Origin of the sequence: Pseudomonas sp. NPDC088322 (assembly GCF_044740745.1) — a bacterium.
Lineage (GTDB): Bacteria > Pseudomonadota > Gammaproteobacteria > Pseudomonadales > Pseudomonadaceae > Aquipseudomonas > Aquipseudomonas shirazensis.
Genome location: NZ_JBIURK010000003.1, coordinates 129,151 through 152,004 on the forward strand (window position 1 = coordinate 129,151; position 22,854 = coordinate 152,004).

Sequence of the window (22,854 nt, forward strand, 5' to 3'; positions counted from 1 at the left end):
AGCCCCCAATGGCGTCCGTATAGTGCGCACCACAACGACGGACACCGCCGTTGTAGTTGAGATAAGCGATGTTGTAAAGCATCCTCTAATCTTGACAGTGTGCCCAGGTGGCGGAATTGGTAGACGCGCTGGTTTCAGGTATCAGTGACCGCAAGGTCGTGGAAGTTCGAGTCTTCTCCTGGGCACCAAATATTTCGAAGCATAGATAGCAGGTCTGTCTGTGATTCAGCAAGAGATTCATCGCAGTACGCTGTAGATGTAAAGCTTTGCCCAGGTGGCGGAATTGGTAGACGCGCTGGTTTCAGGTATCAGTGACCGCAAGGTCGTGGAAGTTCGAGTCTTCTCCTGGGCACCAAATTAAAAACCCACTAGCTTGCTAGTGGGTTTTTTCTTGCCTGCGATTTGGTATGCCCCGCCATGACCGGCCTGAGCAGCCCTCCTCCTTCAAAAACTCTTCTCGAATTTCAGCGCCACTTCGGTCTGGCGATAGGCATAGGCCCAGTCGATGCTGCTGTCAGTCACCGTGCGTTTGGCGTACAGGCTCGGTACCACGCCAGCGAACGCCAGCCGCGGAACGCTGAGCGTGGCGATATAGATCTGCTGGCGATCCTTGCGCAAGCCGCCGAGAAACGCATCGGGCTGGTCGTAACGGGTCTTGCGGTAGAGACCGACGACGCTCAGATTCAGCCCGGCATCAAAGCTGTGATAGGCGCCGAGGCTGGCCAGGTACTCGCGATTGCTGGCACTGGCAGCGTCCTGGCTGCGCCGGGTATAGGTCACTCCGGTAAATACCAGGGTCCGTGGATCGAGCATGTACGACAGCGAAGTACCGACCTGCCGCTCGTCGTAGTCATCGAAATAATCGCGTTGCTCACCCTGAAAGCGAAAGTGCTTGTTCTGCAGCTGCAGGCTGAGCTGCAGACGCTTGCTCAGGTGGTGCTTCCATTCGCCGCGTACGCCGCTGGCCTGGTACTTGGTGTGGTGGTCGCTGTAGTAGTTTTCGAACAACGGCGTCAGCGACGCATCGTTGAGCGCGCTCTGAAAGTTGTAGCCGGCGTAGAGCACGCTGGTGTTGTCGTCGTACCAGGTCTGGTTCTCCTGCGTTTCGCTATGTTTGTCATAGCTGTTGCCATAGCTCAGCCCGCGCACCAGCAGGTGGTGGTTACCAGCCAGCTGTAAGCGCCGCTCGGCAGCCATGTCATAGACCGTGCTGGCTGACTTGATCGGCTTGGGCATCTGCCGCGAGTAATCAAAGCACTCGAAGAAGATCGTACATACCTGGGTGGTGGTGAGCATGCCATTGCCCTGGTTTATATTGCTGTTGTAGCCAAACCCCAGCGATGCCGAGCCGTGCCACTCGCGCCGGCTGTCGATGGCACTGCGGTACTGACCAAGCACTTCGAGCACCGCCTCGGGCACTTCAGCACTGGCGACCTCAGCGAACAACGCTTCGGCTTCAGCGGTCTGGTTGTCTTCGAACAGCGTACGCGCCAGCTCCAGACGGGCACGGACGAAGCCGGGCTGCAGTTGATCGGCGCGGCGCAGGTGAGCGATCGCCTGTTTGTACCTGCGCGCCTGGCGATCGATCAGGCCTTCGGCCATTTCCACCAATGCCTGTTCGTGCCCGGGCAGTTGCCGGTAGCGCTCGACAAACTGGCGCACCTTGCTCCACTGCTGCAGGTTGATCGACACATAGATAGCCGGGCCGAGGTCTGCGAGGCTGTTCTGCACGTTGTACGTCTGCCCCTCGATGGTGATCAAGGATGCGTCATTCTCGGCCGGGTCCGGTGCGCCCAGGTTGGCCCGCTCCCGCGCCTCGGCGCGGCGGTCAATCTTGTTCAGCAGCAGACGGGTGTCGTCATCGTCGGCCAGCAGTACGGGGGAGAACAAGGTCGAGAGACACAGCAGGGCGACGTGCACCCGCATGGACGGCAGCATGGTGATCGATCCAGAGACAGGGACAAAAAGTGGGAGGCAGGCGCCGCAGCGCCCCCTCCGTTGCACAGGGGTATTACTGCTTGGCGCCGCCGAAGGCGACTTTGGTGGTGCCGCTGGTGTAGATACCCGCCAGGGCCTCGGCGTTGTTGCCGTAGAACTGGCCTTTGATCTGATTGGAACGAGCGAATGACCCATTGGCTGCGATGGTAGTGCCCGCGAAGTTGATAGATCCTACGCTACCCGCCAGCGTGCCGGAGCCGCTGCCATAGTTGGCGGTCAGCACACCACTGGTCACGCCGGCGGCCGTACCTGGGTTGTACTGGTTGATGCCCACGACGTTGTACTTGGCATTGACCAAGGCCGGCATGCTGGTAGTTGGATTTTCGCCAACGAACCAGACCGTACGGTTGGCATGCGACAGGTTCAGGTCAGTGCTGTTGGTCGGCTGAGCACCGCTCTTGGCTGGCGCCCACTCGCCGAAGTACACCTCGGCACCCGATACCTTGGCGATGACTTCACCGCCGAATTGCGGGAAGCCGGGGGACGGCGCTGCGATCTGGCGATAGGCATAAACCTCGGTATTGTAGGCAGCCTTGTTTTTCCAGGTCTGCGAGGTAATTACGCCTGTACCGGGGTTGGTGATGAGCGCCGAGGTGGTGCCATAGCCGCTGAGAAGCGCATTGGTTTGAGCAATAGGCCCTGCCTTGAAGCTGACAACGGCTGAGGTGTTCGCGGTAGCGCCGGCTACCGTTGGCATAGCGATACCCGCTGTGCCTACTGCCATCAAGTTCGAAGGCACTGCCTGCACATAAGTCGAAGAGGAACCACCGCTGACCGTAGCGGCAAATGCACCGGAGGTCACCAACGACAACGCTGTCATTACAAATAGTTTTTTCACAACACTCTCCTTGTCATAGTTTATGAACAACGCTGTTTTACAAAAAACAGCAAAAAATCTAGAAACGTGCAGTCAGCCCCATCTTGAGCGTGCGCCCGGGCGCTGGCATGACCGTGCGCGCCAACGGGTCAAGATAATATCGATTGGTTATATTGTTGACGCCGAAGTCGACATCAATATTCTTATTGATATGCAGCGTCGCATACGTATCGAATACCCAAATAGGGTGCCACTCGTAAGGCTGATTGATGCCTTTGACCATATCAAGATTCTGCTTGATCCACTTAGCCTCTTCCTTGTTCTTCGCGCTGCTGTGATAGACCATGCGTGCGCCGATCTCCAGGCGCTCATCGAACAGGCGCATGCCGCTGTCCAGGTTCAAAGAATAGTGAGGCTGCAAGCTGGTCCTGGAGAACGTCGTCGGGAAGCCACCGGTTACACACTCCTTGACCCGACCATAATAGGGATCAACGGTGCTGGCCATGTCTTTGTCGCACAGGCGCTGATCCAGTCGATAGCTGGCACCAAAACTGCTGAAATACTTGCCGGTATCAAAGCGTGTTTGCAACTCGATGCCTGACAGCAGCTTTTTTTCGTACTGGATAATATTGTAGGAAAAATCCCTGTCGATATAATCCTTGATGTCACTCTTGTAATAATTGATGCGAAAATCCGCGTTCCTCCACTCGGGTACAAACCCTAGCAGGTCCTGAACGTAACCGACTTCCCAGTTATACGCATGTTCTGGACTCGGCTGATTGGATGTGATGCTTGAACGGCTACCCGAGAACGCTTGAGTGTCTTCGTAGATTGTGGGAAAGCGAATGAACTCGACATACCGCGCGTACACCCTGGCACTGTCACTCAGCTTGAGGGTCACCCCTGCCATCGGCGCCCAAGCGCTGTCTCTGCGTTTCTTCGGCTTGGCCCAACGCTCATCCTCGGGTATCTGCTGGTATACCCCACCACTTGAGGGTGCTTTCAAATAACGGGCAACCGTGCGGCCACTGCCTTGAGCGTTGGCTACCTGTTCACTAAAGTTAATGGTGCCGTTGGTGAATGGATTTGCACTGCTGTCCAACCGCGTGCCTTTGAGCGGAACCTGCGCCACCTCGACGGGACCGTAATAAACTCCATCTACAGTAGCATTCGCCAGTTCGCCGGCAACAGCTTCCTCAATTTCAGCTGGGTTGTCCAACCCCCAACTCTCCACCATGTCCCTCACCGAGGCTTCATAATTTTTGGCCTCTTCGTCGCTGAGCAGCTTGACATATCCAAAGTCACGGATGGTCTGATAACTGTTAACACCCCAACCTTCAACTTGCCCTTTGCGATTCTCATCCAGCGTCGTATCGAACGAGTTGTAATCGCTGTAACGCGCCCCCGCCGTAAACGTCAACCACGGCGTTGCAGCCCACTCGTTATTAAAACTAAAGTTATACTGCTCCCGCCTGCCGCCGCGCGGCCCCAAGTAGTTGATGGCGTAGGCAACCACACCACCACTCTCTTGATCGAGATTGTTGCCCTGCTCCAGTTTTTCTTTGCTGAAGTCCCCGGACAGCGTCAGCATCCAACTGTCTGTCAATTGCATTTTATTACCCAGTGTCACCCCCCAACGGTCGTGCTGGGTCACTTGCAGCGCGCGCGAGAACAAGTTGAAGCGCCCGTCGGTGTTGGCTAACTTGTCCGGCATGGCGCTATCGCCATTGCAGCCGAACAGGCTGTAGCGACACTGCACATAGTTGTCCCAGGCGGCATCGCCCCTACCGTCAATACCATTGATGGCATATATCTGCTCGCCATTCTGGTAGCGCTTGGAGTCACTCTTGGTCAGCCAGAAACCAGCCTGGAGGTCGACCCAGCGATTATCTTCAGGGCTCCAGCTGTAATTGATTGAAAACGTGTCTTGCTTGACTTCACTGTACGGCAGCTGAAACCCAAAATTGCTGCCACTGGGGACCTGCTTGATGACCTCGTTGATCATGTAAGGGATGGTTTCGCCAAACTCGAGATCGCTGTGCATGTAAGAGAGTTTGATGCGCTGCTCATCAGGCAAGTACAGCGTGCCCTTGAGCAGCGTGGTGCGCATCTCGTTGGACGTGCCCGCTACCTCGCCACCCGGGTTGTAGAAGCTGGCCAGGTAGTTGGCGGAGGTGTCGCCCACTACCGGCGCATTCTCCGCTGTAACGCCCTCATAACCGCTTTCGGATTCGTAACGCTTGCTGCCCTTCTTGCCGCTGAAATAGTTCCCCTTTTTGCGATAGCTGTAAGCGCCAAGCAGGTCGAAATTGTCCTGGCGGGTCGCGGCGGCAATGCGGTAGGCATTGTCCTCGAAGTCGAAGTCATCCGACCGGGAGTCGGTATGCGGGGTGTAACGGGTACCGCCGCCATTGGCGAAATAAACGGAAGTGCCGCCGGTATACGCGCCTTCGATATCGCGGTAGTCGCGGCCGAAGCTGCGCATGCCGTCTTCATTGGGCGCTACCGAATTGCTTGCGGTTTCGCTCTTGAGCTCGAGCCCGTAGGTCTCGCCTGGCCGGACGATATCCTCGGCGTCCAGCGTGCGGATCTCCACCGAGCCACCGATGCCACTCTTGACCCCAGCGGTCAGCGATGGCCCTTTCTCCACCGAGATGCCGCCGATCATGTTCGGATCGACGTAGTTGCGGTTGGAGACCCCTGCCGAGCCCAGCCACACCGAGGTCGATTGCTCGGTACCATCCACGGTGACCGGAATCCGACCTTCGCCCTGGATGCCGCGAATGTTCGGATCAAGCGCGCCGCTGTTGCGTGACTCGCCGCTATAGACGCCATTCAAGCCCTTGAACAGGTCACCAACACTGGTGCCCTTGTAGCGCTCGATGTCTTCCTTGCCGACATAAACGTTGGAGACGTCCTTGCGGTAAACGTCGTTCTCGCCCTTCTCGGTCTGGTCCTCCCATTCACCCTTGACCTCCAACGCCTCCAGCACCTGCAGCCCCTGCTGCGAAGTACCTGGCCTGCTCAGCTCATCCTCGAAACCTGCCGGCAGCTCGATCTCGATGGCGCCCATATTCGGCGAGGGCGCCTGAGCTCCTGGGGCGTTTTCCTCGCCCAGCGCTGCGGGGCTGGACAGTGTCAGCAGGATCGACCACGCCAATGGCTTGAGGCGCATTGGCGATGGCGGTGGGGTGAGCAAAGACATGGCGAGACCTGTATTTATCGTGACATGGCAGTTTCATGGCCGCTGACTCGCGGCGCAGTGATACTAACGATAAATGCAAATGAATCTCGTTTAGATTGATATGCGAAAACAACAAAAACCTATGCGCACAGCCCGACCACGTCGCTAGCGCTTCTTGCCGAAAATCGACTTCGGCGCCCGGCCGAAGTAGCGGGTAAAAGCCACGGTGAAATTGTTCGGATATTTGTAGCCCACCTGCCAGGCGGCCTGGGCCACTTGCTGGCCGGACTCGAGCAGGGTCATCGCCTTGCGCATGCGCATGTCCAGGAGCATGCGCGCCGGGGTCGAGTCGAACAGGTGACGAAAACCCTCCTTGAGCTTGTGCTCGTTCATCCCCACCGCCGTGGCCAAGTACTCGACCGTCAGAGGCTGATGCAACTGCTCGCAGAGCAGGTTGCGCGCACGCTCGATGCGCTCGACGTCGCTGCTGCTCAGCGCCGAGCTGATGCTGTCCTGCGGCGCCAGCAGATTGAACTGTTCGGCCAACAGACTCAGCGTATGGATGTGCAGATCAAGGCGGTTGGCCGGGTTCAGCAGGCCTGGCTGCAGGTAGCGCACCAACGCCGCGGCATGCGCCTGCGCGGCTTGCGAGCTTGGGCGAAAGTCGAGGCGATGCAGATGCCCGGTACCCAGCACCTGCGCCGCCCGCTCCTCGCCGACGTACTTGCGCAGGGTCTGCTCATCGATCACCAGGCGCAGCTGCGAGGCGGTTTGATTGGCCTGATAGCGGCGCTCGCCGGGGGTCGCCTTGAACGCCGTGATGGTGGTGTGGCCAGCCTCGAAAGCGAGGTGGTTGCCATCCTTGCCAGTGAACCCCGATTTACCCTGCAAGCCAATCGTCACCACCATCACATGGCCGTCATGCGGGCCGCAGGTCTCTTCGATCAAGGGGCGCAGCGGGTGGTAATGCAAGCGCCCCAGTGACAGGCCCCGCTCCAACTGCAACAGCTCGGAGTGGCACTGGCCAAGGTCCTCGCTCAGCTGCATGCGCAGGCGCCCATCAGCCAACACGCTGCGCTCGCGCGCTTGATCCAGACCGAGACGGCAACTCCCTTTCAATGTGCTCATGCTGACTTCCCTGAAGGTCCGCGAGCTCGCGTCGCATAGGAACGGCTCCGACTCGCATACTTATACTGAATGATTCTCATTTAATATATATCACCTTTATCAGTGCTTCGGCCATGCCTTGTTTCGTTTCATACAAGCGGCCACTACAGGGAGTTACCGTGCCTCAATCTGCGAAGCCACACTGCTGCCGCGTACACCTGAGCAAGCCAGCGGGTGACCGATGACTTGCAACTACCAGGACCTGCGTAGCAGTCACCCCCTCCAGGCCTGCTGGGACCTGCAACTGGGCGGCCTTGGCGCCGATGCCCTGCGGGTAGCCCTTGAGTACGGCGTGTTCGATCAGTTGCGCCAGTTCACCAGTGCCCGGCACACGGCAGAGGCGCTGGCACTGGACCAGCAAGCCACCAGTTATCTGCTGGAGCTGCTGTGGTGCCAGGGCCTGCTCGAGCGCAACGAGCAGCAGCCTGCGCTGTATCGCAACCTGCCCACCGCCGAACGCCACCTGCGGGCCGAGGCCGACGACTACTGCGGCGATGCCCTGCTGTTCCGCCATCAGGTACTGCGCCAGACCGGCAGCCAGCTCGGCGACTACCTGCGCAACGGTATGGCGACGCCGTCCGCCAGCCCACAGGCGATCGCTCGCAGTTGGGCCAACGCCGCTCGCCTGCAGATCGCTCAGGAGCAACGCGCAGTCACCACCGAGTTGGCCTGCGCGCTGATCGAGCGCCTGCCCGAATGCGCCCAGTTGGAACGTGTGCTCGACCTCGGCGGGGGGCCGGGGCTGGTCGCCATCGCACTCGCCGAACGCTTGCCGAACCTGACCGGAGTGGTCTTCGAGTACCCCGAGGCGGCCGCCGTGGCGGACGACAACATCCAGCGCGCCGGGCTTGGCGAGCGTTTGCAGGCGCTTGGCGGCGACCTCAACGACGACGACATCGGCAGCGGCTTCGACCTGATCTGGTGCTCGTCGGTGCTGCACTTTGTCCACAACCTGCCCGCCATGTTGCGCCGCCTGCACGCCGCCCTGCGCCCCGGCGGGCTGCTGGTGTGCTGCCAGGCCGAGGTGCCCAGCGAGCGCGCTGCGGCAGCGCAGGTCCTGCCGTACTACCTGCACATGCGCCTGCAAGGGCGCCACGTACTGGCCGAGGGTGAAATGGCGCACCTGCTTCAGGGCGCAGGCTTCAGCGCGGTACAGCAACTCAACGGGCTGCGTTTTCCGGTCACCCCGGTGAACGCCGTCATCGCTCGCAGACCTCAGGGATAACGTGATGAATCGCACTCGAATCGCCGGCCTGCAACTGCTGTTTGGCTGGCTCAACCTGGCATTGGCGGTGCCCAGCATCTACCTGATGTTCGGCATGCCGCTGGTAATGCGCCAGTACGGCTGGAGTGGCACCGAGATCGGCCTGTTTCAACTGGCTGGGCTGCCGGCAGTGTTCAAGTTCCTGCTCGCCGTACCGGTACAGCGGATGCGCCTGGGCAACGGACATTTGGTGCACTGGATGCTGTTGCTCGGCGCCCTGCTGCTGGCCCTGTATTGGCTGATTGGTCGGCATGACCTGATCGAACAGCGTCTGGCGCTGTTCACCATGACCTTCGCCATCAGCATCATCGCCACCTGGATGGACATCCCGCTGAACGCCCTGGCCGTGCAGTGGCTGCCACGTAGCGAACAGCTGCGCGCCGGCAGCATTCGCTCGGCGGCATTGTTCATCGGAGCGATCGTAGGTGGTGGCGCGATGTTGCTGGTTCAGTCCCGGCTGGGCTGGCAGGCGCCGTTTCTGTTGATGGCCGCTGCGTTGGTGCTGGGCCTGCTGCCATTGCTGGTCTTGCGCAAACGGGCACAGGCGGCTACCAGCGAACCTGTCGAGCCACCTGGCCTGGTCGCCGAGTGGATGAGTTTCTTCGCTCAGCCCGGTGCACGCCAATGGAGCTGGGTGTTGCTCAGCGCGTTCCCGTTCATCGGCGCCGCCTGGCTGTACCTCAAGCCGTTGATGCTTGATCAGGGCATGGCCATGGAACAGGTAGCCTGGCTGGTGGGCATCGCCGGCGGCGCCACGGGCGCCATATCGAGCCTGCTGTTTGGCCGGCTGATACCGGTGCTTGGCCCGGCCCGGGCGATCCTGTGCTACCTGCTCGCCGCCCTGCTGGCGCTGCTGCTGTTGACCGTCAGCGTATGGCTGCGACTGGGGCCTGCCTGGCTGACCGCCAGCGTGCTGCTGCTCGCGGCAAGCATGGGCGCGGTGTCCGCGCTGATGTTCGGCCTGACCCTGTGCTTCAGCCGTCGCGGCAACACCGCCAGCGACTACGGCCTGCAGTCCAGCCTATTTGTCATCAGCCGTCTGGCTGTGCCGGTTGCCGCCGGGCTGCTGCTTGATCGGCTGGGCCAGCACGGCATGCTGGCCTGCCTCAGCGCAGGTCTGCTGGTGGCGCTGCTGCTGGCCTGGCGGGTGCGTCACAGCATCGCCGGCAGCACCGCCGCTGTGCTGGCGAGCGAGCGTCACACCGCAGCGGGCCTGGCTCGCGGCATCAGCGAGGGCAAAGCATGAAGCAGCAAACCGTCGGCATCTGCCTGGTCAGCGGCGACAGCGCGCTGCGCGACGATGTGCAAGCTGTGCTGGATCGGCTCAACCACTGGCTAGGCCACGAGACTCCCGCCGCCAGCCAGTCATGGCCGGACAACGACCCACAGTGCCTGTACCGCCAGGTCGCCGAGCAGGCTCAGGCGTACGTTCGCGAGCATGCCGAGAGCCATGGCTTGTATCTGGATCTGCAGGTATTCGGCAATGCCGAGGCGGCACGCTCGGCCCTGCACAGCGAGCATGCCAGCGACAGCGATTATGTGCTGTTCGATACGCGCCAGCTGGCGCCGCAACCAGCCAGCGACCCGTTGCTCGAACTGCTCGCAGCCCAGCCCCAAGCCAAACGTTCGCCAAGCTCTGCGCTGCTGCTGTGTAACGCAGACGATCTTGGCCACTGGCTCAACCGGCTTGGCGGCAACCGCCTGCTGAGGGTGCCACACGCCGACCAGGCGCTGCGCCGGGCTGATCTGTTGCGGCTGTTTGTCGATCACCTTGAACACGCCTACTTCAACCGCCTGCTGGCCCGCACGACACTGCAATCGAATGAATGAATTTCTCGTCACTCGGCCACATGAGAAACGATTTCGTTTACCATTGTTTCCAAATATGTAGCCGTAAGCGAGGAAGTACCCGCATGACGATCCGTCCGCAACCGCTGATGCGCACCCTGGCCGCCGCTGTTCTGAGCCTGGTGATTGGCGCACCGGCCGCCATGGCAGACGCGCCGGTCAGCCTGACCCTGTACAACGGTCAGCACAAGGAAATCGGCGAAGCCATCGCCAAGGCCTACGAGGCCAAGACCGGCATCCATATCAATATCCGCAAGGGCAGCAGCAACCAGCTTGCCAGCCAGATCATCGAAGAAGGCGACCGCTCGCCCGCCGATGTCATCTATACCGAAGAGTCGCCACCGCTGAACAACCTCGGCGAGCTCGGCCTGCTGGCCAAGATCGACGACGCCACCCTGAACATGCTGCCCAAGGAATACGTGGCCAGCAACGGCACCTGGATGGGCGTGACTGCGCGCACCCGCGTGGTGGTGTTCAACCCGAAGAAAATCGACGAGAAAGACCTGCCGCAATCGGTCATGGACTTCGCTGACCCTGAGTGGGACGGTCGCGTCGGCTTCGTGCCCACCAGCGGCGCGTTCCAGGAGCAGGCGGTCGCCATCCTGAAAATGCACGGCCGTGAAGCGGCCGAAGAATGGCTGACCGGCCTCAAGGCGTTCGGCAAGACCTACACCAACAACATGGTCGCGTTGAAGGCCGTGGAAAAAGGCGAAGTCGCCGCGGTGCTGGTCAACAACTACTACTGGTACGCGCTTGAGCGCGAGCGCGGCAAGCTCGACTCCAAGCTGTACTACCTGGCCGATGGCGATGCCGGCGGCCTGGTGACCATTTCGGGCGCTGCCGCGGTGAAAGCCAGCAAGCATCCCAAGGAAGCCCAGGCACTGCTGAACTGGATGGCCAGCGAAGAAGGCCAGCGCGTGATCACCCAGACCACCGCCGAATACCCGCTGCACAAAGGCATGGTCTCGGACCGCGGCCTGAAGCCGTTCGAAGAGCTGCGCCCGCCGCAGATCACCCCCGCCGACCTGGGCAATGCCGAGGAAGCGCTGGAGCTGGAACGTGAGGTCGGTCTGCTCTGATGACTGCCGCCCTGCCCCAAGCGGCCCAGGCGCGTTTCGTGCCTCGCCGCAAGCGCCCATCGATCTGGGTGCTGCTGCCGGTCTTGTTTCTGGTGGCGATGAGCTTGCTGCCGTTGCTGTACGTCGCCATGAAAGCCTGGGAAGCCGGCTGGCAGGAGGCATTGCATCTGCTTTGGCGGCCGTTCGTCTGGGGCTTGCTGCGCAATACCCTGCTGCTGATGGTTGGAGTCACCGCCGTTTGCATGGTGCTCGGCCTGACCCTGGCCTGGCTGCTGGAGCGCAGTGACCTGCCAGGGCGGCGCATGTGGGGCGTGGTGCTGTGCCTGCCGTTTGCCGTGCCGTCGTTTGTCAGCAGCTTTACCTGGGTATCGCTGAGCTCGGACTTCGAGGGCCTGGGCGGGGCAATCATGATCATGGCACTGTCCAAGTACCCACTGATCTTCTTGCCGGTTGCGGCGACCTTGCGCAATGTCGACAGCTCGCTGGAAGAGTCGGCGAGGACCCTCGGCTGCAGCCGCTGGGGGGTGTATCGCAAGGTCACCCTGCCGCTGCTGTGGCCGGCGATGCTCGGTGGCGCCTTGCTGATCGCGCTGCACATGCTGGTCGAGTTCGGTGCCCTGTCGATTCTTGGCCTGCAGACCTTCACCACGGCGATCTATCAGCAGTTCGAACTGGAGTTCAGCAACGCCAACGCGGCGATGCTCTCGGCAGTGCTGCTGGCGCTGTGCCTGATCATGCTCACGCTGGAGCTGCGCGTGCGCGGCAAGGCGCGCCATGTGCGCATTGGCCAGGGTGTGGCGCGGCGGGCGCAGCCGATCAAGCTGGGCAGCTTCACGGCTGTCGGCCAGTTGTTCTGCCTGGCGTTGGCGGTGCTCGGTAGTGGTATTCCACTGGCGATGCTCGGCTACTGGCTGAGTGTCGGCTCGTCGGCAGCGTTTCCTGTGGGCGAGATCAGCCAGGCGCTGTTCACCTCGCTGTCGGTGTCGCTGGGCGGCGCCGGGTTCTGCGTCGTGCTGGCACTGCCGATCAGTTTCCTGGTGGTGCGCTACAAGGGCCGCCTGGCGATCTGGGCCGAGCGCCTACCGTACCTGCTGCATGCCCTGCCGGGCCTGGTGATTGCCCTGACGCTGGTGTTCTTTGCCCTGCACTACGTGCCGGCGCTGTACCAGACCACGGCGTTGTTGCTGCTGGCGTATGCCTTGCTGTTCCTGCCTCTGGCCCAGGCGCCGGTGCGCACGGCGCTGAACAAGGCCTCGCCGACGCTTGAAGAGGCGGCCCGGACCTTGGGTGCGAGCAGCTTCAGCGCGTTTTGCCGGGTGACTCTGCCGATCATCTTCCCGGCGCTGGCAGCGGCCTTTGCGCTGGTGTTCCTGGATGCCATGAAAGAGCTGACCGCGACCCTGTTGCTCAGCCCGACCGGAATGACCACCCTGGCCACCGAGGTGTGGGCGCACACGGCCAACGTCGAGTTCGCCGCGGCAGCGCCCTATGCCGCGCTGTTGATCGTGGTTTCGGGCCTGCCGGTGTATCTGCTGACCACGCGGATGTACCTGAACCGGGCCTGAGGTTTCTGAAATTGCGCTTGTCGTGAGTTTGCTGGGGCCGCTGCGCGCTCCGTTCGCGACACAAGGCCGCTCCTACAGGTGACCGCGCATGATCGACTAGCGCGGACCCCGTAGGAGCGGCCTCGTGTCGCGAAAGGGGCGCGTAGCGGCCCCCGACGATCTCACTACACGTGCAGCTTCAGAACACCTTGAAAGGGATGACTCTTACGCCCGGAACTGACCAAGGCTGGCGCGCAGCTGCGCCGCCAGATCATCCAGCACCTTGCCGCTGGCGGTCGTCTGCATCACCACCTCGGCCGAGCGCTCGGCCTGGGCATGAATCGTCTCGACCCTGCCGCGTACCGCTTGCGCACCGTGTGCCTGCTGCTCGGCAGCACGGGTCGCCAGGCCAATCGCCGCATGCACTTGCTCGACGGCGGCCTGCACCGATTGCTGGCGGCGTTCGTTATCGCGCAGCACCAGCAAGCCTTCGCTGGCCTGGCGCCCGGCCTGGCTAATGGTTGCCACCGCCTGCTTGGCGCCTTGCTGCAGGGCAACGATATGCGCCTGAATGTCCCCGGTCGAACTCTGGGTCTTGCTCGCCAACGCCCGCACCTCGTCGGCCACCACCGCAAAGCCACGCCCGGTCTCGCCGGCGCGGGCGGCTTCGATTGCCGCGTTGAGGGCGAGCAGGTTGGTTTGCTCGGCAATGCCGTGGATTACCGTCAGCACCACCTCGATCTGTTCGCTCTGCTTGGCCAGCCGCTCGATCACCTGCGAGCCGGCATCGACCTGGCCCGCGAGGTTTTCGATCAAGCCAGCAAGCTGGGTCGAGGTGCGGCTGTTTTCGTCAGTGGCCTGGCGGATGTCGACCACCTGCTGCAAGGCAGCCTGCATCGCATGGCTCTCGGCCTGGGCTTCGTCGGCCATGCCGGACAGGTCGCGCAAGCTGGCCGCCACTGCGTCACGCTGCAAGGCTGCGGCAGCGTCGGCACCGGCGCTGCGCTGGGTCATGACACCGATTTCGACGCCGGTGCGCTGGGCGACTTCACCCGCCTCGCGGACGATCGGCTGCAGCTTGTCGACAAAGCGGTTGACCGCTGCCGCCATGTCGCCGATTTCATCACGGCTGTCGAGGCTGACCCGTTTGGTCAGGTCACCGTCGCCCGCGGCCAGGTCATTGAGTGCCGCAATCAGCAGGCGCAGCTTGTTGACCACGCGCCGGCCGAGTACCACTGCCACTACCAGCAGTACGCCAAGCCCCACCAGCACCAGGCCCAGGCCAATCCGCCAGCGCAGCTCGGCGGCCGCATCGCGGACGGTTTCGGCGGTGTTGGCCTGCATCGCGGTGGCGCTGTTCTGCGCAGCTTCCAGACGCGCACGCAGGGCCTTGCCGCTGTCTGCGGCGGCCGCCCCGAGGCTGTCGCCGACCAACTGCTCGCTGCTGCCGATCAATGCCGCGAAGCGTTCATCGAGGGCCTTCAGTTCCTGTTCGACGGATGCGGTGGAAACGCCCATCAGCACCTTGCCTATCTCGGCACCGTTGGGGCTGATCGGTGCTTCGACGAAGTACACCGAAGGGTCCTTGCGCGCAGCGTTGAGCACTTTGTCCAGCGCCCGCTCACCCTCGCCCTTGTCCATCAGCGCCTGGTTGATCGGGTTTTGCCGGTTGAGGTAGCGCGTCAGGTGCTGGCCCTGAGCATCGTCATAGATCACGAACAATACATTGGGATTGCGCTGGGCACGGCGGGCAAAGTCGGAGAGCACCGGCACGTCGTTGTCCCAGATCGCTCGCGGGGCAACCGAGGCGAGCAACTCGGCCATGTCGTTGGCCGAGTCCTTGAGGTTCTTCTCCAGGGTGGCACGCAATTGCTGCTGTTCGCTTTGCAGGCGCGTCGACAAACCGCTGCTCAAACGCTGCCGAGTGCTGCTGGAGAGGCCTTCAAGGCCGGCGCGGACGTCCTGCCCGGCCAATTCAAGTTCACCCGCAAGCTTGCGGCTGTCGCTGCCCAGACGCTCGCCAAGATCAGCCTCAAGGGCCGTCACTGTGCTCCGGGTCAGCGCAACGGCCACCAGCACCTGCACCAAAAGGGCGATACCCAAGGCAACAAACACAGGCCGCAACAGGCGGCTTCGTAACAATGAAAGAATGGCAGACACGGTGAACCCTCGTGTTTCTGGCGCCACTATTTTGATGGCATCGACAAGGGCATTCTTACAGCAAGGGTTGTGCCGTCGCAGCAGGCATAAACGCCAAGTTTATTCACCGACGATACAACGTGTGCAAAAAAAACGCCGCACTCCCTTGCGGGAACGCGGCGCTGGATCAGCCTGGCAGGCTCATCAGGCAAACGGATGACGCAGCACGATGGTCTCGTTGCGATCCGGGCCGGTCGAAATGATATCGATCGGCGCGCCGGTCAGCTCCTCGATGCGCTTGATGTAAGCGCGAGCCGCTTCTGGCAGCTCTTCGAGGGTCTTGGCGCCCAGGGTCGACTCGCTCCAACCCGGCATTTCTTCGTACACCGGCTCCAGGCCGATGTAGCTGTCGGCGTCGGAAGGCGCTTCGAGCACTGCGCCGTTGGCGTTCTTGTAACCCACACAGATGTTGATGGTTTCAAGGCCGTCGAGCACGTCCAGCTTGGTCAGGCAGATGCCCGAGATGCTGTTGACGTCGATGGCGCGACGCAGGATGACCGCATCGAACCAGCCGCAACGACGGGCACGGCCGGTGGTCGAGCCGAACTCGTGGCCACGCTTGGCCAGGGTTGCGCCAGTGTCATCGAACAGTTCGGTCGGGAACGGACCGGAACCGACACGAGTGGTGTACGCCTTGGTGATGCCGAGGATGTAATCCAGGTACATCGGGCCAACGCCGGAACCGGTGGAGATGCCGCCGGCGGTGGTGTTGGAGCTGGTCACGTACGGGTAGGTACCGTGGTCGATGTCCAGCAACGAACCCTGGGCGCCTTCGAACATGATGTCCTTGCCGGCGCGACGCAGGTTGTGCAGCTCGGCGGTGACGTCGAGCATCATCGGCTTGAGCTGCTCGGCGTAGGCCATGCACTCGTCCAGAGTCTGCTGGAAGTCGATGGCCGGCTCTTTGTAGTAATTGACCAGCTGGAAGTTGTGGTAGTCCAGCAGCTCACCGAGCTTGGCAGCGAAGCGCTCACGGTGGAACAGGTCACCGATGCGCAGGCCACGACGAGCGACCTTGTCTTCGTAGGCCGGGCCGATACCACGACCGGTGGTACCGATCTTGGCTTCGCCACGGGCCTTCTCGCGAGCCTGGTCCAGTGCTACGTGGTAGGACAGGATCAGCGGTGCAGCCGGGCTGATGCGCAGGCGCTCACGCACCGGTACACCCTTCTCTTCGAGCTTGGTGATTTCCCGCATCAAGGCGTCCGGTGCAACCACTACACCGTTGCCGATCAGGCACTGCACGCCTTCGCGCAGGATGCCCGACGGAATCAGGTGCAGCACGGTTTTTTCACCGTTGATCACCAGCGTGTGGCCGGCGTTGTGACCGCCCTGGTAGCGCACTACGGCGGCAGCATGTTCGGTCAGCAGATCAACGATCTTGCCTTTGCCCTCATCACCCCATTGGGTGCCCAGGACGACGACATTCTTACCCATAACACTTGTCCTCATTCACGCAAACTTGGTTGCCGGCCCTGATGCGGGCCGCGCGAGCTGTCTCAATGGGTCAGAGGCAGGATCTGCCAACGCCCTTCTTGCTGAATCAATTGCCGATCACAATCCGCCTCGAGGGCAGCACTCAGCGGCTGGCCAGGCAATGCCTGGACCACTCGCTGGCCCTCGTTGCGCAACTGGCAGACCATCTGCCAGAGGGCCGCGTCGCCGCTGTCGGGCATCCAGATGCCGCCAGAAGGCAATACGACCTCCGCTCGCCCCAGTGTGACCAGGGTCTTCAAATCCGTGGAGAAACCAGTGGCCGGACGCGCCCGGCCAAAGTCGGCACCGATGTCATCGTAGCGACCGCCCTGAGCGATCGACTGACCGACCCCAGGCACGAACACCGCGAACACCACACCGGTGTGATAGTTGTAGCCGCGCAGCTCGCCGAGGTCGAAGTACAGCGGCAGCTCCGGGAAGCGCGCTGCCAGCCGATCAGCGATCGCCAGCAGGTCATCCAGTGCAGCCAGGACGCTGGCCGGGGCACGGCCAAGACGCACACGCGCCTGAGCCAGCACTTCACGGCCACCGCACAGCTCAACCAGGGCACGCAACATGCCGCCCAGGTCCTGCGGCAGGTCAGCGGTCAGTGCGTACACTTCATCGCGGGCCTTGCGCTGCAGCGCATCGAACAGCTGCTGCTCGACATCGCCGGACAACCCGGCAGCACGCGCCAGACCACGGTAGATACCGACGTGGCCGAGGTCCATATGCACGTCCGGCACATCGGCCAGGCGCAGCATGGCCAGCATCAGGCTGATGACTTCGACATCGCTGGTCGGGCTGGCATCGCCATACAGCTCGGCGCCGAGCTGGATCGGGCTGCGCGAAGTAGACAGCTGGCGCGGCTGCGCATGCAGCACGCTACCGGCGTAGCACAGGCGGCTCGGACCTTCACGGCGCAGGGTGTGGGCGTCGATGCGCGCTACCTGCGGCGTGAAGTCGGCACGGAAGCCCATCAGCCGACCGGACTGCGGGTCGACCACCTTGAAGGTATGCAGGTCGAGGTCCTGGCTGGCACCGGTGAGCAGCGATTCCAGGTACTCGATATGCGGAGTAACGACCAGTTCGTAACCCCAACTCTGGAACAGGTCCAACACCTGCCGCCGCGCGACTTCAATGCGCGCAGCTTCAGGTGGCAGTACTTCCTCGATGCCATCTGGCAGCAGCCAGCGGTCTACCGTTGCCATTACGCCTTTTCCCCTTTGGTCCGAGCGGCCAACCCATAGGCGAGCCGTGAATACAGGCATTGGCACACAACAACAGGCAGCACTAATCCCAGCGCTACCGCCGTACCAACACCCTCGAATTACTAGCGCCGGGCTGACCCAATGCGAGCCAATCAACCTTGCAGACGCAAAAAAGCCGGGAAATTTCCCGGCTGACTCATCATACACCCCTTTTCCTTCGGGATGCACCCCGCCGGCAGTTTTACCTGCCAGGCGGGGCCTTGTCGCTTACGGCCGGCTCTTGTCCAGGTACCGGAAGAACTCGTTCTTCGGATCCAGGACCAGCACGTCGCTCTTGCTCGAGAAGCTCGCACGGTACGCTTGCAGGCTACGGTGGAACGAATAGAAATCCGCATCCTGGTTGTAGGCCTTAGCGTAGATGGCGGCCGCCTGGGCGTCACCATCACCGCGGGTTTCCTCGGATTCACGATAGGCTTCGGCCAGCAGTACTCGACGCTGACGGTCGGCATCCGCACGGATACCCTCGGCCAGCTCGTTACCTTTGGCGCGATGCTCACGGGCCTCACGCTCACGCTCGGTGCTCATACGATCGAACACGCTGCGGTTGACTTCCTTCGGCAGGTCGATGGCCTTGACGCGAACGTCGACCACTTCGATACCCAGCTCCTTGTTGGCCATGCGGTTCAGCGATGCAGTGATGTCAGCCATCAGTGCGTCACGCTCACCGGATACCACTTCGTGCAGGGTGCGTTTACCGAACTGGTCACGCAGGCCGCTTTCCAGACGTCGCGACAGACGCTCGTCGGCGATCTGCTTCATGCCCGAGGTTGCGGTGTAGAAACGGTCGGAATCTTTCACCCGCCATTTGGCATAGGCGTCGACCATTACCGCTTTCTTTTCCAGGGTCAGGAAGCGTTGCGTCGGTGCGTCCAGGGTCATCAGCCGCGCGTCGAACTTGCGCACCTGGTTGACGTACGGGATCTTCACATGCAGGCCGGGCTGAACATCAGCCTGAACCACACGACCGAATTGCAGCAGTACCGCACGTTCGGTCTGGGACACGATGTAGAAGCTGTTCCAGGCCACGACAGCCAGCACGACTGCGGCGATCAGGGCGATCAGCGATTTATTGCTCATCAGCGGCTCTCCCTAGTACGCAGTGCCTGTTGTTGCTGTTGCAGGTCCTGCGCTGCGCGCACGGCTGCGTCGTTGACCGACGGCGACGCGCTGCTGCTGCCGGCAGAAGCCGACGTGTTGCGACCGCCTTCAACCATCTTGTCCAGCGGCAGGTAGAGCAGGTTGTTCTGCCCGTCCTTGGTTGCCACCATGACCTTGCTCGAATTGCTGTAGACCTCTTGCATGGTCTCCAGGTACAGACGCTGACGGGTTACGTCCGGCGCCTTGCGGTACTCGGTGACCAGCTTGGTGAAGCGATCGGCTTCACCCTTGGCGCGGGCAATGACTTCATCGCGGTAGCCGTTGGCGTCTTCGATGATGCGCTGCGCCTGACCACGGGCCTCTGGCACCACGCCGTTGGCGTAGGACTCGGCCTGGTTGCGCGCACGCTGCTCGTCTTCACGGGCACGGATCACGTCGTCGAAGGCTTCCTGCACTTCACGCGGGGCTGCCGCGCTCTGTACGTTGACCTGAGTCACGGTGATACCGGTACGGTAAGTGTCGAGGAAACGCTGCAGACGCTCGCGGATGTCCACGGCCATCTGCTCACGACCTTCGGTCAGCACCTGGTCCATCGAGGTCGAGCCGACCACGTGACGCAGGGCACTGTCGGTCGCATGCTGCAAGCTCACTTCCGGCTGGTCGACGTTGAGCACGAAGTCCTGCAGGTTGGTGATCTTGTACTGCACGGTCAGCGGCACTTCGACGATGTTCTCGTCTTCGGTGAGCATCTGCCCCTGCTTGGTGTACGCACGCTCACGCGTCACGTTTTCCATGTACTTGCGATCGATCGGCGGGAAATAGATATTCAGGCCTGGACCCACGGTCTCGTAGTACTTGCCGAAGCGCAGCACAACCGCCTGCTCCTGCTCGTCGACCACGTACACGGCACTGTACAGCCAGATCGCAGCCAACACCGCCAGGCCTATGCCCAGCAGGCCGTAACCGCCACCCTTGCCGATATTGCGGTCACCACCGCCGCGTTTCTTGCCGCCACCGAACATGCCGTTCAGGCTGTCCTGCAGCTTGCGGAAGGCCTCGTCGAGATCAGGTGGGCCTTTTTTGTCGCCACCGCCACCACTGCCGCCGCCGCCACGGCGACCGCCCCAGGGATCCTGGTCTTTCGAGTTGCCACCCGGCTCATTCCAAGCCATAGCGCTCTCCATCTGATAAAGCAAAGACGCGCCCACGGCGCGCCGTCCAATGCTACAGAATGCCTGTCACGGCTGCCCGGCGACCTCGACGGGCATTTATTGCAAAGTGTGTTGCGCGATAAACGTCTGCGGCTCGATCCCGGCACGACTGACCAGGCGATTAAGCTCGATCATCGGCAGGCGCACGCTTAGCAGGCTGCTGCCCTCTTCATCATGTTCCTCGCTCTGCACCGCACCCAGTTCGAACAGCTGCGCGCGCAAGCGAGCGAAACGCTGATCAAGGCGCAGGGTGGCGACAAACAGATCATCCCCCAGCAACTCGGCAATTGCCTGGCCAACCAGCTCCAGGCCACGTCCATCACGTGCCGACACCCAGACCCGTTCCGGCTTGCCATCGGCATCGCGCTGGATCTGTGGCTCGACATCTTCAAGCAGGTCGAGTTTGTTATAGACCTCGAGGATCGGCAAGCCTTCTGCGCCGATCTCGCCCAATACCGCCAGCACCTGCTCGATCTGCTCCATGCGCTCTGGCTCATGGGCGTCGATCACGTGCAGCAGCAGGTCGGAGTTGCTCGACTCTTCGAGCGTAGCCCGAAATGCCTCGACCAGCTTGTGCGGCAGATGGCGAATGAAGCCCACGGTATCGGCCAGCACGATCGGCCCCAGGTCGTCGAGTTGCAGACGGCGCAGGGTCGGGTCGAGGGTGGCGAACAGCTGGTCGGCCGCGTACACGTCGGATTGGGTCAGGGCGTTGAACAGGGTCGACTTGCCGGCGTTGGTATAACCCACCAGCGACACCGACGGGATGTCCGCACGTCTGCGCCCGCGCCGCGCTTGCTCACGCTGGCTGCGGACCTTTTCCAGACGCGCCTTGATCTGCCGCAGGCGGACCCGCAACAGGCGCCGGTCGGTTTCAAGCTGGGTCTCCCCCGGACCGCGCAGGCCGATACCACCTTTTTGCCGCTCAAGGTGAGTCCAGCCGCGCACCAGCCGCGTGCTCATGTGCTCAAGCTGGGCCAGTTCGACCTGCAGCTTGCCTTCATGGGTACGCGCCCGTTGGGCGAAGATATCGAGGATCAGCCCGGTACGGTCAAGCACGCGACACTCGAACACACGTTCGAGGTTACGCTCCTGACTGGGCGTGAGGGTGTGATTGAAAATCACCAGATCGACATGCTCGGCACTGACCAGGTCGCGTAACTCCTCGACCTTGCCACTGCCAATCAGGAATTTGGCGCTGGGCTGATGCCGTGTCACCGTAGACAGCAAGACGATTTCAGCACCGGCCGACAGGGCCAGCTCCTGGAACTCCTGCGGGTCTTCGCGCGCCTCAGGGTTCTGACCTTCCAAGTGAACGAGCAACGCTCGTTCACCACCACCGTGGCGCTCAAAGAACAATGCAGGCTCCTAATCAGGCGTTGCCTGGCTCGCTGTCACCGTTCTCGGAATCGGACGGGCTTGGCAGACGAACCGGACGTGCAGGTACGACAGTCGAAATGGCGTGTTTGTAGACCATTTGGCTGACGGTGTTTTTCAGTAGAACTACAAACTGGTCGAAAGATTCGATCGAGCCCTGCAGCTTGATCCCGTTGACCAGATAGATCGAAACCGGGACCTTTTCTTTTCTCAAGGTGTTCAAGTAAGGGTCTTGTAGCGAATGCCCTTTTGACATATGCCGCACTCCTGTAAGGATAAATAATAAAAAACGAGAAAATTCTATGATTACGCCGCCCACTCGCAAGAGTAGACGGCAATTAGCAGGGACTCAGCTCAATATGGAGATGGCCCCAAGGTATTTCAAGGTGCGGGACAGATTGTCGCAGGCCAGGCTGTCCAGCCAGTGCACGTCGGACCAACCGCGCAACCAGGTGAACTGCCGCTTGGCCAGCTGGCGAGTCGCAATGATACCGCGTTCTCGCATCTCATTCTCATCTAGCTTGCCGTCTAGGAAATCCCAGACCTGCCGATAGCCCACTGCCCGTATAGACGGCAGCCCGGCGTGCAAGTCACTTCTGGCTCGCAGCTCTCGGACCTCATCGATGAAGCCCTGTTCCAGCATCTGTGAAAATCGTAACGCAATTCGCTCATGCAGAATGTGACGATCTGCAGGAGCGATCGCCAGACTGGCCACAGTATAGGGCAAATGGCCGGCCGCGCCTGCGTCTGCGCCGCTACTTTCGGCTGATTGGCGCTGGCGGTGGGCAGTCATGCTCTCACCACTCACTCGATACACCTCCAGCGCTCGGATCAAGCGCTGCGGGTCGTTGGGGTGGATGCGCGCCGCCGACACCGGATCGACCTCGGCCAACTGCCGGTGCAATTCGCCAAGGCCCAGTGCGCTGGCCTGGGCTTCCAGCTCGGCGCGCACGGCCGGGTCAGCCGCCGGCATGTCGGCCAGGCCTTCAAGCAAAGCCTTGTAGTAGAGCATGGTGCCGCCGACCAGCAGCGGGATCTTGCCGCGTGCGGTAATCTCGGCCATGGCCGCCAGGGCATCGCTGCGAAACTGCGCCGCGGAATAGCTCTCGGCGGGGTCGATGATATCGATCAAGCGGTGCGGGTACGCCGCCAGGATGTCTTTCGACGGTTTCGCAGTGCCGATGTCCATGCCGCGATAGACCAGCGCCGAATCGACGCTGACCAGCTCGCAGGGCAGCACTTTGCTCAACTCAATGGCGAGATCGGTCTTGCCCGCCGCAGTCGGGCCCATGAGGAAGATCGCTGGAGGTTTGCTGCTCAT

General features: G+C 61.7%; 17 protein-coding genes and 2 tRNA genes. 7 read left to right on the top strand and 12 right to left on the bottom strand.

The annotated features are described in order from the left end of the window. Positions 1–101 precede the first annotated feature (101 nt). Positions 102–188 (top strand) — tRNA-Leu (locus tag ACIOAU_RS08235). Between the two features lie 80 nt (positions 189–268). Then, a tRNA-Leu gene (locus tag ACIOAU_RS08240) sits at positions 269–355 on the top strand. A gap of 89 nt (positions 356–444) precedes the next feature. Here ACIOAU_RS08240 and ACIOAU_RS08245 read toward each other — a convergent pair. The 4 genes from ACIOAU_RS08245 to ACIOAU_RS08260 form a co-directional block, all read right to left on the bottom strand. After that, positions 445–1,938 carry a surface lipoprotein assembly modifier gene (locus ACIOAU_RS08245; protein ID WP_401181275.1) on the bottom strand — a complete coding sequence of 498 codons (1,494 nt, stop codon included), beginning with the start codon at positions 1,936–1,938 and terminating at the stop codon, positions 445–447. Between the two features lie 73 nt (positions 1,939–2,011). After that, entirely contained in the window at positions 2,012–2,836 is an 825-nt protein-coding gene (locus ACIOAU_RS08250) for a Slam-dependent surface lipoprotein (RefSeq protein ID WP_401181277.1), read from the bottom strand. A gap of 58 nt (positions 2,837–2,894) precedes the next feature. Next, positions 2,895–6,020, bottom strand: a complete 3,126-nt coding sequence (locus ACIOAU_RS08255) for a TonB-dependent receptor domain-containing protein (protein ID WP_401181279.1) — start codon at positions 6,018–6,020, stop codon at positions 2,895–2,897. Between the two features lie 144 nt (positions 6,021–6,164). Further along, entirely contained in the window at positions 6,165–7,127 is a 963-nt protein-coding gene (locus ACIOAU_RS08260; RefSeq protein WP_401181282.1) for a helix-turn-helix domain-containing protein, read from the bottom strand. A gap of 220 nt (positions 7,128–7,347) precedes the next feature. Here ACIOAU_RS08260 and ACIOAU_RS08265 point away from each other — a divergent pair, with 220 nt between their 5' ends. From ACIOAU_RS08265 to ACIOAU_RS08285, 5 genes are all read left to right on the top strand, one after another. After that, the gene (locus ACIOAU_RS08265; RefSeq protein ID WP_150572877.1) at positions 7,348–8,391 is read left to right on the top strand and encodes a class I SAM-dependent methyltransferase; all 1,044 of its coding nucleotides are present in this window, start codon (positions 7,348–7,350) and stop codon (positions 8,389–8,391) included. Positions 8,392–8,395: 4 nt separating this feature from the next. Then, positions 8,396–9,676, top strand: coding sequence for an MFS transporter (locus tag ACIOAU_RS08270; RefSeq protein WP_401181286.1), 1,281 nt, complete (start codon positions 8,396–8,398; stop codon positions 9,674–9,676). Then, entirely contained in the window at positions 9,673–10,260 is a 588-nt protein-coding gene (locus tag ACIOAU_RS08275; protein WP_191622861.1) for a hypothetical protein, read from the top strand. The genes ACIOAU_RS08270 and ACIOAU_RS08275 overlap by 4 nt, the downstream gene beginning before the upstream one ends. An 83-nt stretch (positions 10,261–10,343) precedes the next feature. Further along, a complete protein-coding gene (locus ACIOAU_RS08280) occupies positions 10,344–11,357 on the top strand; it encodes an extracellular solute-binding protein (RefSeq protein ID WP_101315923.1) in 1,014 nt (337 codons plus the stop codon). Continuing rightward, positions 11,357–12,922, top strand: a complete 1,566-nt coding sequence (locus ACIOAU_RS08285) for an ABC transporter permease (RefSeq protein ID WP_401181290.1) — start codon at positions 11,357–11,359, stop codon at positions 12,920–12,922. Before ACIOAU_RS08280 ends, ACIOAU_RS08285 begins: the two co-directional genes overlap by 1 nt. A gap of 204 nt (positions 12,923–13,126) precedes the next feature. Here the strand turns inward: ACIOAU_RS08285 and ACIOAU_RS08290 are convergent, their stop codons facing one another. The 8 genes from ACIOAU_RS08290 to miaA all read right to left on the bottom strand — a co-directional run bounded on the left by ACIOAU_RS08290 (position 13,127) and on the right by miaA (position 22,854). Next, positions 13,127–15,061, bottom strand: coding sequence for a methyl-accepting chemotaxis protein (locus tag ACIOAU_RS08290; RefSeq protein WP_401181293.1), 1,935 nt, complete (start codon positions 15,059–15,061; stop codon positions 13,127–13,129). A gap of 183 nt (positions 15,062–15,244) precedes the next feature. Continuing rightward, a complete protein-coding gene (locus ACIOAU_RS08295; RefSeq protein WP_101315917.1) occupies positions 15,245–16,537 on the bottom strand; it encodes an adenylosuccinate synthase in 1,293 nt (430 codons plus the stop codon). Positions 16,538–16,599: 62 nt separating this feature from the next. Then, entirely contained in the window at positions 16,600–17,787 is a 1,188-nt protein-coding gene (locus tag ACIOAU_RS08300; RefSeq protein WP_101315915.1) for an ATP phosphoribosyltransferase regulatory subunit, read from the bottom strand. A 267-nt stretch (positions 17,788–18,054) separates the two neighbouring features. Continuing rightward, positions 18,055–18,924 (bottom strand): protease modulator HflC, encoded by an 870-nt coding sequence (gene hflC, locus ACIOAU_RS08305; RefSeq protein WP_150571120.1) that lies wholly within the window; start codon positions 18,922–18,924, stop codon positions 18,055–18,057. After that, on the bottom strand, positions 18,924–20,117 hold the full coding sequence (hflK, locus tag ACIOAU_RS08310) for an FtsH protease activity modulator HflK (RefSeq protein ID WP_101315911.1): 1,194 nt from the start codon (positions 20,115–20,117) through the stop codon (positions 18,924–18,926). The genes hflC and hflK overlap by 1 nt, the downstream gene beginning before the upstream one ends. A 96-nt stretch (positions 20,118–20,213) precedes the next feature. Then, the gene (gene hflX / locus ACIOAU_RS08315) at positions 20,214–21,515 is read right to left on the bottom strand and encodes a ribosome rescue GTPase HflX (protein WP_101315909.1); all 1,302 of its coding nucleotides are present in this window, start codon (positions 21,513–21,515) and stop codon (positions 20,214–20,216) included. A 13-nt stretch (positions 21,516–21,528) separates the two neighbouring features. Beyond that, positions 21,529–21,789 (bottom strand): RNA chaperone Hfq, encoded by a 261-nt coding sequence (gene hfq / locus ACIOAU_RS08320; RefSeq protein ID WP_060480687.1) that lies wholly within the window; start codon positions 21,787–21,789, stop codon positions 21,529–21,531. Between the two features lie 93 nt (positions 21,790–21,882). Further along, a complete protein-coding gene (gene miaA, locus ACIOAU_RS08325) occupies positions 21,883–22,854 on the bottom strand; it encodes a tRNA (adenosine(37)-N6)-dimethylallyltransferase MiaA (protein ID WP_101315907.1) in 972 nt (323 codons plus the stop codon).